Consider the following 14,147-nt stretch of genomic DNA (forward strand, 5'->3'; position numbering starts at 1 on the left):
CGGGAATGGCGGCATGTTCGAAACGCTGATCCGGGGAGCCACCATCGTCAACGCCGAAGGGCTTGAGCGGCGCGACGTCGGCATTATCGGCGGCCGGATCGTAGCGCTCGTCGCCCCCGGAGAAACGGCTGAAGCTGGGAGCGTCGTCGATGCCAGGAGCTGTTTCCTGCTGCCCGGCCTGGTCGATGCGCATGCGCATCTGCGCGAGCCTGGACTGACTCACAAGGAAGATTTCTCCTCCGGCACGCATGCAGCCGCCCTTGGCGGCGTGACGATGGTGCTCGACATGCCCACCGACGAGCCTTGGACGGCCACGGCCGAACAGCTTGCCGACAAGATGGCAATGGCCGAGGGCCGCATCCATGTCGATGTCGGCTTCCAGGCCGTGGTCAGCCGCGACCTGTCGCTCACCCCTCGCCTGCTCGAGTTGGCGCCGGTGTCGTTCGAGCTGTTCACCGCCGATGTACCGGAAGCCTTCCTGTTTTCGACTTTCGATGAAATTGCCCGGGCCCTGCGGAATTTCGACCGGGCCGATACGCTGATCGGCATTTCTCCGGGCGATCAATCGATCCTGACCGGCAGCACGGAGCGCAACAAGGCCGGGACCATCGCAGCGTTTCTCGATAGCCGCCCGCCTCTGGCGGAGGCCGGCGGCATCGCGCGCGCCGTGCTGGCCGCCGCCGCGACAGGAGCCCGCATCCATGTCCGGCAGATCAATTCGGAACTCGGCACAAAGGTCTGGAGCAGGCTGCGCGACATGGCGGATGCCAGCGTCGAGACCACGCCGCAGAATCTGTTCTTCAGCGCCGACGACTACGAGGCGCAGGGCGCTCGGCTGAAGGGGTCGCCACCCTTGCGATCGCGGCAGGATGTCGATGCCTTGCGCGCGGTGCTCAGCGCTGGACTGATCGACATCGTCGCCACCGACCACGCCCCGCACGCACCAGCCGAAAAGGCAGCATCCTACCCGGCTTTCGCCGACATTCCGGGCGGCATGCCGGGGCTGCAGACGCTGCTTCAGGCGATGCTGAAACTGGTCGACGAGGGTCTGATCACGCTGCCCGATCTGGTGCGCCTATGTGCCCGCAATCCGGCGGAGCGCTTCGGCCTTGGCCGGCGCAAGGGACGGATCGCCGCCGGGTATGACGCCGACATGCTGATCGTCAATCCCAGGCAACCCAGCACCGTCACCAATGCCGACCAGGTGTCGTGCGCGGCTTACACCCCCTTCGACGGCTGGGCCGTCAAGGCACGGCTGACGAATGTCTTCCTGCGCGGGAAAGAGATTGTGCGCGATCAGGTGTTGATCGATCCGGCGCAGGGCAAGCCTGTTCGTCGAGAAAGCTGAAGGACCATATGCCACTGCTCACCGACAAGGTCGCGATCGTCACCGGCGCAAGCTCCGGCATTGGCCGCGCCATCGCATTGAAGCTCGCGGCGGAAGGCGCCAGCGTCGTCATCGCCGATACGGTCGAACCGCCGATTGAGGGGGGCGAGAGCACCGCCAATTTGATCGAGCAGGCCGGGGGAACGGCCATCCACCTCGAGACCGACATTGCGCAGTGGAACGCGGTCGATGCCCTGGTCGCGGCGACCGTGGCGCGCTTCGGGCGGCTCGATGTGATCGTCAACAACGCGGCGATCTACACCAGCACCAACCTGCTCGAAACCTCGCCGGAGCAATGGAACCGCGTCATCGGCGTCAACCTGACCGGCTTCTTCCATTGCTGCAAACGGGCAGTGATGCAGATGCGGACCCAAGCGCCGGTCAACGATGTGCGCGGCCGCATCATCAACATTTCCTCCCAGCACGGCATGGTCGCTTGCCCGGGCGATCTTCCCTATTCGGTGAGCAAGGGTGGCATCGTACAGATGACGCGGCAGATCGCCGTCGACCACGCCGACGACCTCATCGTGTGCAACGCCATCGCGCCCGGCAAGATCATCACCGGCAAGCCGGGCGTGGCCAACGATCCCGACGCGCTCGACTATTCACGCCGGCGCACGCCGTGGCCACGGCTTGGTGCCCCGAGCGACGTCGCGGGCGCTGCCCTGTTCCTCGCCAGCGACATGGCAAGCTATGTCACCGGCATCAACCTGATGGTGGATGGCGGCTGGATGGCAGGCTGATGGGTGGTGGAATCAGGGTTTAGCCCTCCCCTGTCTCTTCACGCCGCTGGAAGGCAATGATTCAAATCAAAGCCAGGCGGGGTCTGGTTGTAATATGCAGCCATCATGTCTGAGGTTCATCAAGGCCGTCGCCGGTTCCTGGCCGCGCTTGCCGTCGGAGGGGGGCTTGTCGCGATTGGCGGCGGATCCGCGATTGTCATGAACGCTCGGGGGCTTTCCGGCTATGAGGGCGCTCTCAACGCCACGTGGCGCCATAGCGACAGCCCCGATCTGCCACTGTCATCGGCCCGACGAGAACTTGTCCGTTACGCCACCCTGGCGGCAAACAGCCATAACACCCAGCCTTGGCAATTCCGGCTCTCGGACCGCTCCATCCTTGTGCTGCCCGATTCCGGGCGTCGCTTGCCCGCCGTCGATCCCGATGACCATCACGTGTTCGCCAGCCTCGGCTGCGCCGTCGAGAATATGGTTCAAGCGGCTCGCGCGTTCGGACTTCGCGCGGTTCCGAGCTACGACCCAGATGCGGGCGGAATACGGGTCGACCTGGAGGCCGCGCCGCCCGAACGGACGGACCTGTTCGACGCTATCCCGCATCGCCAATCGACGCGCGCGCTCTATGATGGGCGCTCTGTCCCGCCCGAGCATTTGCGGCTTCTGGAAGCTGCCGGGAACGGCGGCGGCGTGCGGATGCTGCTTTTCACCGAGCGGCAACAACGTGAAGACATCCTCTCCTATCTCGTCGCAGGCAACAGTGCGCAATTGGACGATGTCGCGTTCGTAAAGGAATTGGAATCGTGGATTCGATTCAGCTATGGCGAAGCCCTTTCGACGCGAGACGGCTTGTTTTCGAAATCCTCCGGCAGTCCAGTCCTGCCTGGCTGGATCGGCCGCTTGATATTCAGCCAAGTGTTCACCAAGGGCGCCGAAAACAGGAAATACGAGAACCAGCTCAGGAGTTCGGCCGGCGTTGCCGTGTTCGTCTCCGACAAGAATGAACCGGCCTCTTGGGCCGAAGCCGGTCGTTGCTGCCAGCGCTTCGCCCTCCAGGCGACGGCTCTTCAACTCCGGCATGCTTTCATCAATCAACCGGTCGAGGTTCCCGCCGTGCGAGGCCAATTCGCAACCTATCTGGGCATCGCTGGCCGTCGACCGGATCTCGTGATGAGGTTCGGCTATGGTCCCGAGTTGCCCAGATCGCTTCGCCGCCCGGTTGAGCACGTCATTCTTCGGACGTAGGTTCGGCGTGCGCTTCACGAGCTGTCCGGCATCGCGTGAAGAAAAGCAGCGCGTGACGCCAGGGTCCTTTCATGGCTGAGCGGGGAGATTGCGATGGGATCAGGTGAATGAAAGACCCTTACGAGACGCTCGGCGTAACCCGCACCGCCACCGACAAGGAGATCAAGGAGGCGTTCAAGAAACTAGCGCGCAAGTTCCACCCCGACCTGCATCCGGACGACAAGGCCGCGGAAGGGAAATTCAAGGACATTTCCGCTGCCAACGATCTGCTCAAGGACAAGGAGAAGCGGCGCCGCTTCGACGCGGGCGAGATAGATGCCGCCGGAGCGGAACGGCCACCGGAGCGGTTCTATCGCGACTTCGCCAACGGCGGTGTCAACGCCTCGCATGCAGCCAACGAAGGGTTCGCCAGCAACGAGGATCTGGAAGAATTCCTCAGGCGGGCGTTTGCAGGCGGAGGCCCGCGGGGGCACGAGACTTTTCAGGCGCGCGGCCAGGATGTGAGCTATGTGCTGCCGGTGGAATTCATGGATGCGGTCAATGGCGCCCAGCGCACGATCACGCTGCCTGAAGGCAAGACGCTACAGGTGACGATCCCCGCAGGAGCCGAGGACCGGCAAATGCTGCGACTGAAGGGCCAGGGCATGGCCGGATTCGGCGGCGGAATGGCGGGAGACGCTTACGTTGAACTGCATGTCGAGCCGCATCCGTTCTTCCATCGCAAGGACGACAACATTCATGTCGAGGTTCCCGTTACCCTGAAGGAGGCGATGCTGGGCGCTCGCATCGAGGTTCCGACCATAAGCGGTCCTGTTACGATGACCATCCCGAAGGGGTCGAACACCGGCCAGACGCTGCGACTGCGCGACAAGGGGGTTCGGAACCGCAAGACCGGACAACGCGGACACCAGCTGATCACCCTGAAGGCTGTTTTGCCCTCGGCCGAAGAGCACGAACTGGTCGCGTTCCTCGAAAAATGGCGGCCGAAACATCCTGATCACCCCCGCAAGGAGATGCTGGCATGATGCGCATCGATGACCTTGTCGAGCGAATAACCGCGCTCCAGCGCAGCGATCTCGAGGCCTGGATCCGGGACGAACTTGTCGTGCCGCGGCAGGACGACGGGACCATGGTCTTCAACGACATGGAATTCGCACGCGTCCGCCTGATCTGCACGCTTCGCTATGAATTGGAGATCGACGCCGACACGCTGCCGGTCATCTTGTCACTGATCGATCAGCTCCACGAGACGCGGCAGCGCCTGCGAGCGCTGAGCGCGGCGGTGACGACGCAGGACAAGTCCGTTCAGGCCGCAATCATCGCTGCGATGGAGCGGGATCGCGGCAGCCCCGCGCCCGGCCGCGAGGAGACATGATCGTGCATACAGTTCCCAACGTATCGGAAGCGAGCCGGGCCATATCGACCCGGCTCAACCGAAACTGCTTTTGCATCACCCTCGACCGAATTGCACTTTACGCTGCGCTCGATCAGGAGGTCGGCGACCCCGGCTTCTGCGAAGCGTTCATGAAGTCGCGACCAAATCTGTTCTCGAATGTTCCGGTCTTCCTCGCCGCGTCCGTCCTTGGGGAGATGGGCGGAATCGTTGACGCCATCGAGTGCGCGACGAAATTGCCAGCCTACCGCGATGCCGTTCTCTCGTGGGCTCCTGCAATCGCGCAGCGGGATTTTGGTCCGGCCGGCGCGCTGATGGGCTACGACTTCCATCTCGACGATGATGGTCCCAAGCTCATCGAAGTGAACACCAACGCTGGTGGTGCTTTCCTCAATGCGTTCCTGGCGAAGGCCCAGAAAGCCTGCTGCGCCGAAGTCGAACAGGGGCTGATCAGCGCCAGGGAGGATAAATTCGAGACCGGGGTCGTCGCGATGTTCCGGAATGAATGGCGACACCAGACCGATACGGAATCGCCGCGGCGGATCGCAATCCTCGATGACCGGCCCGAGGAACAGTATCTCTATCCTGAATTCGTGCTGGCCAAGCAGTTGCTGGTGAAACACGGTATCGATGCCGTGATCGGAGATGCGAGCGAACTGCAATATCGCGATGGCAGGCTCCGGCTCGGCGGACAGGAGATTGACCTCGTATATAATCGCCTAGTCGACTTCGCGCTCGATCTGCCAGAGCATGCAGCGCTCAAAGAAGCCTATCAAGACGGCGCGGTGGTGGTCACGCCCAATCCGCACAATCATGCGCTTTTCGCGAGCAAGCGCAACTTGACCCTGTTGTCCGACCCGGAGGTTCTCGAAACTTTTGGTCTATCCCCAGAGATGCGTTTGCGGCTCGCCGGCGGCGTTCCGCGGACGACGCTGGTCACACCCGAAAATGCTGACGCGCTTTGGCAATCCCGCAAGGATCTATTTTTCAAGCCACTTTCCGGCCACGGGGGCAAGGCGGTCTATCGGGGCGACAAGGTCACAAGAGGGGTATGGGCCGAGATCGCCCGGGGCGGCTATGTGGCCCAGGCCTTTGCCGCACCTGGGCAGCGCATGATCGAGATCGATGGTTCACTTGCACCGCGCAAAATGGACGTGCGGCTCTACGTTTATGATGGCCGGCTGCTGCTCGCGGCTGCACGCCTCTACCAAGGCCAGACCACCAACTTCAGGACGCCGGGCGGCGGCTTTGCTCCCGTGCTGGTAATCTAAACTCAGTATCTCCTGCGGCGAGTATGCCGTGAGCTGCGTCGCTGCCAACGTGTCGCTACCCATCAAAAAAACGGGCAGTCCTAGCTGGTGAGGCTCTCCAGAGAGCCGAACGAAGCATGGACATCATGCGGCGCGCATGACAGCAAAAGTCAGAAACGTCCAGAAACAATTCTTAACAAAAATTAGCTTCGGCGCTCGCCCGTCGAAGTTTATAGCTATGACCATCTCCCCTCTATACAGTGATAGCATCACTGTTATCATTTCTGTATAGGCGTAAATGATGTCTGTTTTACAGGTGTATACCAAAGTGGAAAAATTTGGAAATGTAGATCCAAATCGAAAACAAACAAAATCTTCATCAATTGCCGCACCTTTGAAACGAAAGAAACATGCCAAAAACAGACTTGGCATAAAGCGGCGAATTCCTAGTGAATCGGAGGAAAATGTGGCCCTTAAAACAAACTTCCTTTCCAAATTTCTGAGGTTTGCCAAGTTTTTCAAACTTGGGTGAATTATCGGCCGCGACGAAACATCTATTTGTTTTCGGCCCAAGGCGGATGCTGCGATTTCGAAAGTCAGGTGAATGGTTAGTAAGCTTCAGTCCGCGGCGGTTTTTCTAACATGCATTTTCACGCCGGCACTTGGACGGGCCGAGACTGTCTTCGACGCAATGTCGAAGGCGTATGCGCTGAACTCGACGTTGAGTTCATCCCGCGCCGGTGTGCGGATCACCGATGAAAATGTTGCGATAGCGAAATCCGGCTTGAGGCCGACAGTCAATGGCTCCGCCAGCGTTGGATATCTTTCCCAATCCAAGACGAAGCTTTCAACAGGGGGATTTATTTCCCCGGGCAGTCGCTTGTCGACAGGTTCCTTCGGGATAACCTTGGATCAGACTCTGTTCGACGGATTCCAGACGCCTAACAACGTACACGTCGCCGAGGCGAAGGTGAAAGCCTCAAATGAAGATCTGCGTAGCGCTGAACAGGACACCCTGTATGCAGCCGTAAGTGCTTATACTGATGTATTTGCAAATCGCCAGATTGTCGCCTTGCGAAGAAAGAACTTAGCCTTTCTGGACGAACAACTACGCGCGGCCGAGGATCGATTTCGAGTTGGAGATGGCGCGCGCACCGATGTCGCCCAGGCGCAGGCAAGCCAAGCCGAGGCACTATCCCAGTTAGCCAGTGCCGAGGCATCGGTCTTGTCCAGTGAAGCAACGTATCGCCAGGTTGTAGGTGAAGCGCCGGGGAACCTGCAGCCAACCAGGCCGATTGCCAAATTGCTGCCTTCAACGCTCAAGGCCGCGTTCGCGATCGCGCAGACCGATCACCCAGCCATTCTCAGTCCAGAGCATCTCGTAGATGCCGCAGAATTCTCGGTTAAGTCTTCCGAGGGGGCACTTCTTCCGACGGCCTCGGCTGAAGCCAGCGTCACCCGCCTCTATCAGAACTACTCGCCTGAGATTTCGTACTCTCCCAACGGCTACTACAACTCGGCGGGAATCGGCGCGACCTTGAACGTTCCAATATATCAAGGCGGCAAAGCCTCGGCCGAGATTAGGCAGGCCAAGGCGTCGCTGGCGAAAGCGCGGATAGAAGTTGATGTCAATCGGGATCAGGTTCGCAGCGCATTAGCGTCACAGTGGAGCCAATATCAGGCTGCTGGGGTGGCGGTTCAGGCAAATCGACAAGCCATCTCTGCGGCACAGCTGGCTTTGCAGGGCGTCATCGAAGAACGCAACGTGGGCCAGCGCTCCACGCTCGATGTCCTCAATGCGCAGGCGTCATTGATTACGACGCAGATAAATCGTGTGTCGAGCGAGCGCGACCAGGTTCTCGCAAGCTATGCAATCCTGTCTGCAATCGGCCATCTTTCCGCTTCCCGCCTTGGCCTGCGGGTCACGGAATACAGGCCCGCCGAGCATTATCGCGCGGTCAAGGACATGTGGTCCGGGCTTCGGCCGCCTGATGACAGATAAAGCCGGAACCTGGGTCAGGCACTAGCGCGAGGTGTCAGGTTCCTAGCACCTCGCAATAAAGGCGCGTTCGCCCGTTTGTGTGGTATCCCACGCAGGCAGACGAGGTGCCTTGGCAAGCTGGCACGCTCGCAATTCCCGCCAGCCGCGATGTACCAGACAGGGCGCCAAACTCAGCGCGCCCTGAGACTATGGAATTGTGAAATCGCGACCGGCTCGGCGCAGCGATACGCCGGTGGCCCTTCACGGAACAACGTGAACGGCGGCGAGCTTTAGCGATGAAATACTGGCCGGCGGCCTTTCTTCTTCCACCGCTCGTGCCAGCCGGTTCCGACCGTCAGATTTGGCTTTGTAAAGCAGTTGGTCGGCTCTCACCATCACGTCATGGAGACTCTCCGCGGATCGACGCTCCACAACCCCGAAACTTCCAGAAACGCGACGCGAAGGGGGTATTCGATCAAAGGTCTGGTGTTCTATCCGTTTTCGAATCCGCTCCGCGACGGCGGCGGCGTCTTCCTCCGGCGTGTCAGGCATCAGAACAGCGAACTCCTCCCCACCAATCCGGCCGGCGATGTCGGATGATTGGATCTCGCTGACTAAAATCGCACCTACCTGTCGAAGGACGTCGTCGCCGGCGGGATGACCATAGGTGTCGTTGATCGACTTGAAGTGATCGAGGTCACAAAGGACGAGGGAAACGGAGGCTCCGCCGGCTCGAGCGACCAAAACGCCAGATCGCTCCTCGAATCCTCGCCGATTGAGCACACCCGTGAGGGGATCGTTGTCGCGCTCGCGACGAAGATCATCCAGAAGATCGGATAGCGCGGCCGCCAGGATCGCGAAAGCAAGCGCGGCGCCAAGCACCGCCAATGACACCTGCAGCGCCTGCCAGAACGGCGATTGGCCGAAGTCGCGTGCCGAGAACAAAGCGTTCGGCCCGGCCGTGAGCGCGGTCCTCGGAAAGAACTGAACCGCAAAGACGAACATGATCCAGAAAAGAGCACGGTCCACCGGCCTTGTTCGTCGTCCGGGAACCAGCCGAAGCGATGCGATCAGCAGGATCGCGCCATATCCGAAATTCTGGACATAAATGCGCGCAAGCAAATGCGGCGTGACATAGCAGAAAAACCAGATCAGGCCCGTGATGACCAGCAGCATAGCCACCTCAACGCGCGGCCCGAGTTGTTTTTGCGATCGTCCGAGGATCCCTTCAGTGGCCGCAATGACGGCCGATGTGTAAAACACGCTCGATATAACCGCGTTAGGATACGCTGAGTCCGGAAGATGAAAGATCTGCACCGAAGCGCCCGCGCAGAACAGTGTGCAAGAGAGGGCAAGAAGCAGCAGGTAGTGCCGTTTTCGCTCGACCAGCCAAGCGCAGCAAAAAACAAAGGAAAACACAAGAAACATCCCTGGGGCGATCAAGGACATTGCAATCGTTGACTGGGACTGAGTCATTCTTCCCTTGCTGAGACCTTGCCTTCGCTTTCCTGATTGTCGTCACGACACCCTACCAAATCACGCCGAATGATGCCTGAATGCGAATGGTAAGATTTTATGAAAGCGCGGACAGGCTGTGGACTTCGGGAAAAGGTGAAGATTGCGCGCGTCGTCCTTGGGTGCGCGATGGCGAGATCGGGCCGGCTTCGATAACCGCCGCGTCCCTGGCACTCCATGGTCAACGCATATATAACATACATTGACAATATATCTTTTAACTGAGATGCTGGCTCCATTCCACGCCAGGAGATAGCGGGCAACGCAAACCCATCGATCGCCATCGCAGGACATTACAGCGCCTGCGCATTTTCGACTCGATGGTCGAGGCGATGCTTCGTATCGGCCGCTCGACCGGCAGAGCGCCGTATGTGCGAGCAACGCCGCCTCGGCCTTGTGAACCAGGAGCGCATATGAGCGGAAATCGCCGCAGCAAGAGCACCATCATCCTGGACGGCGTTCCGTTGCCGGATGTGCTTGACGACACCATGATCCATGGTGTGGTTCACGGCTTCTATGATGAAATTCGCCGCGATGAGCTTCTCGGCCCCATCTTCCACCAGAAGATCCAGCCCAACGAGTGGCCGCGTCATCTGGCAAAGATGTGTGACTTCTGGTCCTCGACACTCCTGCGAACGACCCGATATGAAGGGCGGCCCCTGCCGCCACATCTGGCGATTTCCGGCCTTGGCGAGGTGCATTTCCGGCGTTGGCTGAAATTGTTTCGCGCCACGGTGCACCGCATCTGCCCGCCCGAGGTGGCGGCGCTTTTCATGGATCGCGCGTTGCGCATCGCCCACAGCTTTCGTCTTGCGGTCGCCTTCAACCGTGGCGAGACCACAATTGGCATCGAGCCGATTGCCGAGAAAGAGCTGTGAGGCCGAATTGGTTTGCATGAGGTTCCCATAGCTGCACGCAAATCCAAGAAAGGAGCCGCCCATGAGGCTGACCAACTTCTCGGACTATGCTTTGAGGATGCTGATGTACGCGGCCTCCGCTGGCGACCGCCTGATTACGATCGAGGAGACTGCACGCACCTTCGGGGTGTCGAAAACACACCTCAACAAGGTCGCCAATACCCTGACGCGGGGCGGCTACCTGAAAGCAGTCCGGGGCCGTTCCGGCGGCCTTGTTCTGGGGCTCCGGCCCGAGATGATCCGGATCGGCGATGTCATACGGTTGACCGAGCCGGATTTCGCGGTTGTAGAGTGCTTTGCCACCGGAAACCAATGCGTGCTCACTCACTCCTGCAAGCTTTCGAGCATGTTTGGCGAAGCGATGGCCTCCTTCCAGAGCATCCTTGACCGTTACACGCTAGCCGACGTCACACTAATGCCCCGGGATTTCCTCGGCAGGCTGCCGCCGCCCCTACCTTCCGGCCTGGCGCGAAGCGGCGCGTAAGATCGGTGTCTCCTTACAAAATGTCGCGCAGCGAAAAATCAAGTGCGGCGCGCTCCAGCATGAAGGGCCTGCTGCTGATCTGATGGAGGCGTGGGGGTAGCGCCTTTGAGGCGGTCCGCGAGAGGATCGCGGTTGCGATCTCCTGCGAGTCCATGAACTCGATCGCGCTCTCGGGCTAATGGACACCAAAGCAAGGCAGCCTGACCCTCGGGCATTGCTCAAACGTCCGAGTGCCGGAAGTCCGTGTAGCAGCCACCTACTACCAGCGACGTGAATTTCGGCGCTATTTAATGGGATTGGCGAACCTCACAGAGGCGGTGTAGGGTGCGCCACAAAAGAACAACAAATGAGCCGTACCCTCGGCTCAGCCGAGCGAATCTGGGAGGATTCATGGTCGAGATCATCTCCAAGCGGGACGGTCCGCGGCGCGAGGATGTTCAGGTCAAGCAGTTGATCGAGCAGAACCGCGCGACCATCGTTCGCCTTGCCGACCAGATCAGCGGTGGCGGCTATTCGGCTTCCAGGCAGCCACGCCAGCAACCGAAGGCTGAAGGACTGATCATCCATGTCGGCGGCAGCGCGGCGACCGCCGCCGAAGCGAGCCCGTCCATCCGCGTCACCATGAACGGCCGTGTGATCTCCAAGGATCAGAACACCGGCCGCCAGCTTCATCATATCGGCGACGTCCGCAACCGGGATGGAGAACAGATCTTCGTCCTGGCAACGAAGCAGAATGGCTTTTTCTCACCGGTCGACGAAACCATCGCGCAGGCGCTTGCCGAGCTGGATGGGTCCCGGCTGACCGCGACTTATGCCGAGGAGCAGCTTGCAGCCGACATCGGAGCGAAACTCGGCATCGACTGACAGCCGGCATTCGGGCGTCGTTGCGCACGTCCAATCCGTGACAGCATACAGAAATGGCATACCTCAAAGGTACTGTGATGACTGAATGAAACACGCGAGCGGCCCTAATCCGATGAAAAACGATGCTCTTCCGACGCGTGCGTCGATGGCCACCGGACAGCTGGTTTTAGACAGGATCGACTATGATGAGCGCGCCACCATGCGTGCCTGGGAGAGTTTTCTTTCCGACGAGCCGACATCCGCTCGCGATCCGGTCCACGTCCGCTCCCTCATCCATGATTCCTGGTATCGCAGCGCCACCGGCGGCATCAACGCTCAAGGGATTGAAGCGCCGCTAAGCAGCGACCGTGACGAGATCGAATATCTGACCCGCGCCAATGCCGAGCTGCTTTCGGCGGCGCGACGATCGTTTGCGTCCCTTGGCCAGTTGCTGGAAGGAACGGGAGCGATGCTCGTGCTCGCCGACAGTGACGGCGTGCTGATCGACGCCATCGGCGACAAGAAGACCTTGCATGACGGCATGGACATTCATCTGGGCATCGGGGGCAAATGGAACGAGGACGCCGTCGGAACCAACGGCATCGGCACTGCGCTGTGGACCGGCGAGCCGATTTTCGTCCACGCTGCCGAACATTTCTGTGCCGGCATCAAATCCTGGACCTGTGCCGGCGCGCCGATCCGCGACCCTCTGGATGGCAAGATCATCGGCGTTGTCGACCTGTCGGGCTACTCGCCGATCTTCCGGCCGCACAACACGGCGCTCGTCGCCGCCACCGCCAGGCAGATCGAAAAGGCGCTGGCCGAACAGCAGCAAGAGCAGCGAACGCGCCTGCTCGAAGCCTTCATATCCTCGGCACCCAGCTACCGCCAGAAGGACGGGTTGGTGATCGTCGATCATCGCGGCCGCGCGATCTTCTGCAACAACGTGCCCAACGGCGACACCACGGAGATGATGGACGGCCCGATGGAGCCGGGGCGCGGTCGTTGGCTGATGAACCTGCCAGCGTCCGGCTCCGAGACCGATCTCGCCAGCGCGCTGCCGGCGCATCTGCGATCCTGTCATGTCACACCGCTGAAACTCGATGGCGACCTTCGTGGCGCGGCTCTGGTGTTTCCCTCGGTGCCGGCCGTCTCCAGCATGACGGTGATACATCGAGAGGGGAACAAACACCTTCGGACAGCCGCGGCGATGATCGTCGGCGACAGCGAAAAATTGCTGGCTGCCGTCGATGTCGCCTCCCGGGTGGCCGGGTCGAACGGCGTCACCTCGTTGCTGATAGAGGGCGAAACGGGCGTCGGGAAGGAGTTGTTTGCACGACTTGTCCATGCCGGCAGCCGGCGCACCGAAAACGACCCGTTCATCGCCATGAATTGTGGCGCGATCACCAAGGAATTGTTCGGCAGCGAATTGTTCGGTCATGTCGCCGGCGCCTTTACCGGAGCTTCGCGTGACGGCAAGCCGGGCATCTTCGAACTCGCCAATGGCGGCGTGCTCAGCCTTGACGAAATCGGCGAGTTGCCGCTCGAAATCCAGCCCTTCCTGTTGCGTGTGCTGGAGGAGCGCGTGGTCCACCGCATCGGTGACTCGAGAGGCCGCCCGGTGGACGTGCGACTGGTCGCCTCGACCAATCGCGACCTCAAGCAGGAAGTCGCGGCCGGGCGCTTCCGCAGCGATCTCTATTACCGCATCGGTGCGGTCTCGATCCAGGTCCCGGCTTTGCGCGACCGCGGCGACGACGTGCTGCTGCTGATCGAGCATTTCAACCGGCGGATCGCGAAGCTGGCAGGCAATGATCCGCTGGAGTTTTCAAACGACGCGCTTGATGCGCTGCTTGCCTATCGCTGGCCGGGAAATGTGCGTGAACTCAAGAACCTGGTGGAGCGCCTGCATATACTGGCGCGCGGCGGCACGATCGAGCTGCAGGACCTTCCCGGAGAAATCAGTGCGGGCAATCGCGACACCATGGCCGTGCACGGCGACCATCCCACGGCCATGCTCGAAGCACCGGTGTGCTCGTTCGAGGATGCCGAACGCCAGGCGATCAAGAATGCGCTTGTCGCCGAGGGCGGCAATCTCAGCAAGGTTGCGCTAAGGCTCGGCATTTCGCGGCCGACGCTCTATCGCAAGCTCGGTCAATACGGCATCCGGCGCGGTTTCCTCTAGATTCGCCCACCAGTACAAAAAACCCCGCGGCATTCGCGCCGCGGGTTGGGGAAGGCTCGTTGACCGAAATTGCCTTCAGGCAGCGGTCGCGGGGATGATCCACTCTTCACGACGGCACCGGTCACTTTCGCCGAGAGTAGCCGAGGATGTTGCTGATGATCCGCGAAATCACCACGGCGGCCGCGACCTTGATGATGTCGCCGACGCCTTCGC

13 protein-coding genes are annotated in these 14,147 nt (G+C 60.6%); 12 read left to right on the forward strand and 1 reads right to left on the reverse strand.

The genetic code is table 11. The annotated features are described in order from the left end of the window. Window positions 1–13 precede the first annotated feature (13 nt). From BLS48_RS25395 to BLS48_RS25425, 8 genes are all read left to right on the forward strand, one after another. Window positions 14–1,348 carry a dihydroorotase gene (locus BLS48_RS25395; protein WP_091583944.1) on the forward strand — a complete coding sequence of 445 codons (1,335 nt, stop codon included), beginning with the start codon at window positions 14–16 and terminating at the stop codon, window positions 1,346–1,348. 8 nt (window positions 1,349–1,356) lie between these two features. Beyond that, a complete protein-coding gene (locus BLS48_RS25400; protein ID WP_091583765.1) occupies window positions 1,357–2,130 on the forward strand; it encodes an SDR family NAD(P)-dependent oxidoreductase in 774 nt (257 codons plus the stop codon). A gap of 198 nt (window positions 2,131–2,328) precedes the next feature. Next, complete coding sequence (locus BLS48_RS25405) at window positions 2,329–3,366, forward strand: Acg family FMN-binding oxidoreductase (RefSeq protein WP_208604670.1); 1,038 nt, start codon at window positions 2,329–2,331, stop codon at window positions 3,364–3,366. Between the two features lie 107 nt (window positions 3,367–3,473). Beyond that, window positions 3,474–4,391 carry a DnaJ C-terminal domain-containing protein gene (locus BLS48_RS25410; RefSeq protein ID WP_091583771.1) on the forward strand — a complete coding sequence of 306 codons (918 nt, stop codon included), beginning with the start codon at window positions 3,474–3,476 and terminating at the stop codon, window positions 4,389–4,391. After that, window positions 4,388–4,741 carry a chaperone modulator CbpM gene (locus BLS48_RS25415; RefSeq protein WP_091583773.1) on the forward strand — a complete coding sequence of 118 codons (354 nt, stop codon included), beginning with the start codon at window positions 4,388–4,390 and terminating at the stop codon, window positions 4,739–4,741. Before BLS48_RS25410 ends, BLS48_RS25415 begins: the two co-directional genes overlap by 4 nt. Continuing rightward, on the forward strand, window positions 4,738–6,030 hold the full coding sequence (locus tag BLS48_RS25420; protein WP_091583777.1) for an ATP-grasp domain-containing protein: 1,293 nt from the start codon (window positions 4,738–4,740) through the stop codon (window positions 6,028–6,030). The genes BLS48_RS25415 and BLS48_RS25420 overlap by 4 nt, the downstream gene beginning before the upstream one ends. Window positions 6,031–6,310: 280 nt before the next feature. Beyond that, a complete protein-coding gene (locus tag BLS48_RS35185; RefSeq protein WP_143019507.1) occupies window positions 6,311–6,541 on the forward strand; it encodes a hypothetical protein in 231 nt (76 codons plus the stop codon). A gap of 72 nt (window positions 6,542–6,613) precedes the next feature. Beyond that, a complete protein-coding gene (locus BLS48_RS25425) occupies window positions 6,614–8,011 on the forward strand; it encodes a TolC family outer membrane protein (RefSeq protein WP_091583779.1) in 1,398 nt (465 codons plus the stop codon). Window positions 8,012–8,251: 240 nt separating this feature from the next. On the opposite strand, the gene BLS48_RS25430 is transcribed toward BLS48_RS25425, so the two are convergent. Further along, complete coding sequence (locus BLS48_RS25430) at window positions 8,252–9,466, reverse strand: GGDEF domain-containing protein (protein WP_091583782.1); 1,215 nt, start codon at window positions 9,464–9,466, stop codon at window positions 8,252–8,254. Between the two features lie 527 nt (window positions 9,467–9,993). Here BLS48_RS25430 and BLS48_RS25435 point away from each other — a divergent pair. The 4 genes from BLS48_RS25435 (at window position 9,994) to BLS48_RS25450 (ending at window position 13,934) form a co-directional block, all read left to right on the forward strand. Then, window positions 9,994–10,383, forward strand: coding sequence for a group III truncated hemoglobin (locus BLS48_RS25435; protein ID WP_425284745.1), 390 nt, complete (start codon window positions 9,994–9,996; stop codon window positions 10,381–10,383). Window positions 10,384–10,444: 61 nt separating this feature from the next. After that, a complete protein-coding gene (locus BLS48_RS25440) occupies window positions 10,445–10,906 on the forward strand; it encodes an RrF2 family transcriptional regulator (protein ID WP_091583789.1) in 462 nt (153 codons plus the stop codon). Window positions 10,907–11,296: 390 nt separating this feature from the next. Further along, complete coding sequence (locus BLS48_RS25445; RefSeq protein ID WP_091583791.1) at window positions 11,297–11,770, forward strand: hypothetical protein; 474 nt, start codon at window positions 11,297–11,299, stop codon at window positions 11,768–11,770. Window positions 11,771–11,915: 145 nt separating this feature from the next. Further along, a complete protein-coding gene (locus BLS48_RS25450) occupies window positions 11,916–13,934 on the forward strand; it encodes a sigma-54-dependent Fis family transcriptional regulator (protein WP_244529890.1) in 2,019 nt (672 codons plus the stop codon). Window positions 13,935–14,147: the final 213 nt, after the last annotated feature.

It is taken from the genome of Mesorhizobium qingshengii (genome assembly GCF_900103325.1).
GTDB lineage: Bacteria > Pseudomonadota > Alphaproteobacteria > Rhizobiales > Rhizobiaceae > Mesorhizobium > Mesorhizobium qingshengii.

Excerpts from the sequence above, each read along its gene's own strand:
- BLS48_RS25395 (WP_091583944.1), top strand. The coding sequence starts at position 14 with ATGTTCGAAACGCTGATCCGGGGAGCCACCATCGTCAACGCCGAAGGG.
- BLS48_RS25400 (WP_091583765.1), top strand. The coding sequence starts at position 1,357 with ATGCCACTGCTCACCGACAAGGTCGCGATCGTCACCGGCGCAAGCTCC.
- BLS48_RS25405 (WP_208604670.1), top strand. The coding sequence starts at position 2,329 with ATGAACGCTCGGGGGCTTTCCGGCTATGAGGGCGCTCTCAACGCCACG.
- BLS48_RS25410 (WP_091583771.1), top strand. The coding sequence starts at position 3,474 with ATGAAAGACCCTTACGAGACGCTCGGCGTAACCCGCACCGCCACCGAC.
- BLS48_RS25415 (WP_091583773.1), top strand. The coding sequence starts at position 4,388 with ATGATGCGCATCGATGACCTTGTCGAGCGAATAACCGCGCTCCAGCGC.
- BLS48_RS25420 (WP_091583777.1), top strand. The coding sequence starts at position 4,738 with ATGATCGTGCATACAGTTCCCAACGTATCGGAAGCGAGCCGGGCCATA.
- BLS48_RS35185 (WP_143019507.1), top strand. The coding sequence starts at position 6,311 with ATGTCTGTTTTACAGGTGTATACCAAAGTGGAAAAATTTGGAAATGTA.
- BLS48_RS25425 (WP_091583779.1), top strand. The coding sequence starts at position 6,614 with ATGGTTAGTAAGCTTCAGTCCGCGGCGGTTTTTCTAACATGCATTTTC.
- BLS48_RS25430 (WP_091583782.1), bottom strand. The coding sequence starts at position 9,466 with ATGACTCAGTCCCAGTCAACGATTGCAATGTCCTTGATCGCCCCAGGG.
- BLS48_RS25435 (WP_425284745.1), top strand. The coding sequence starts at position 9,994 with ATGATCCATGGTGTGGTTCACGGCTTCTATGATGAAATTCGCCGCGAT.
- BLS48_RS25440 (WP_091583789.1), top strand. The coding sequence starts at position 10,445 with ATGAGGCTGACCAACTTCTCGGACTATGCTTTGAGGATGCTGATGTAC.
- BLS48_RS25445 (WP_091583791.1), top strand. The coding sequence starts at position 11,297 with ATGGTCGAGATCATCTCCAAGCGGGACGGTCCGCGGCGCGAGGATGTT.
- BLS48_RS25450 (WP_244529890.1), top strand. The coding sequence starts at position 11,916 with ATGGCCACCGGACAGCTGGTTTTAGACAGGATCGACTATGATGAGCGC.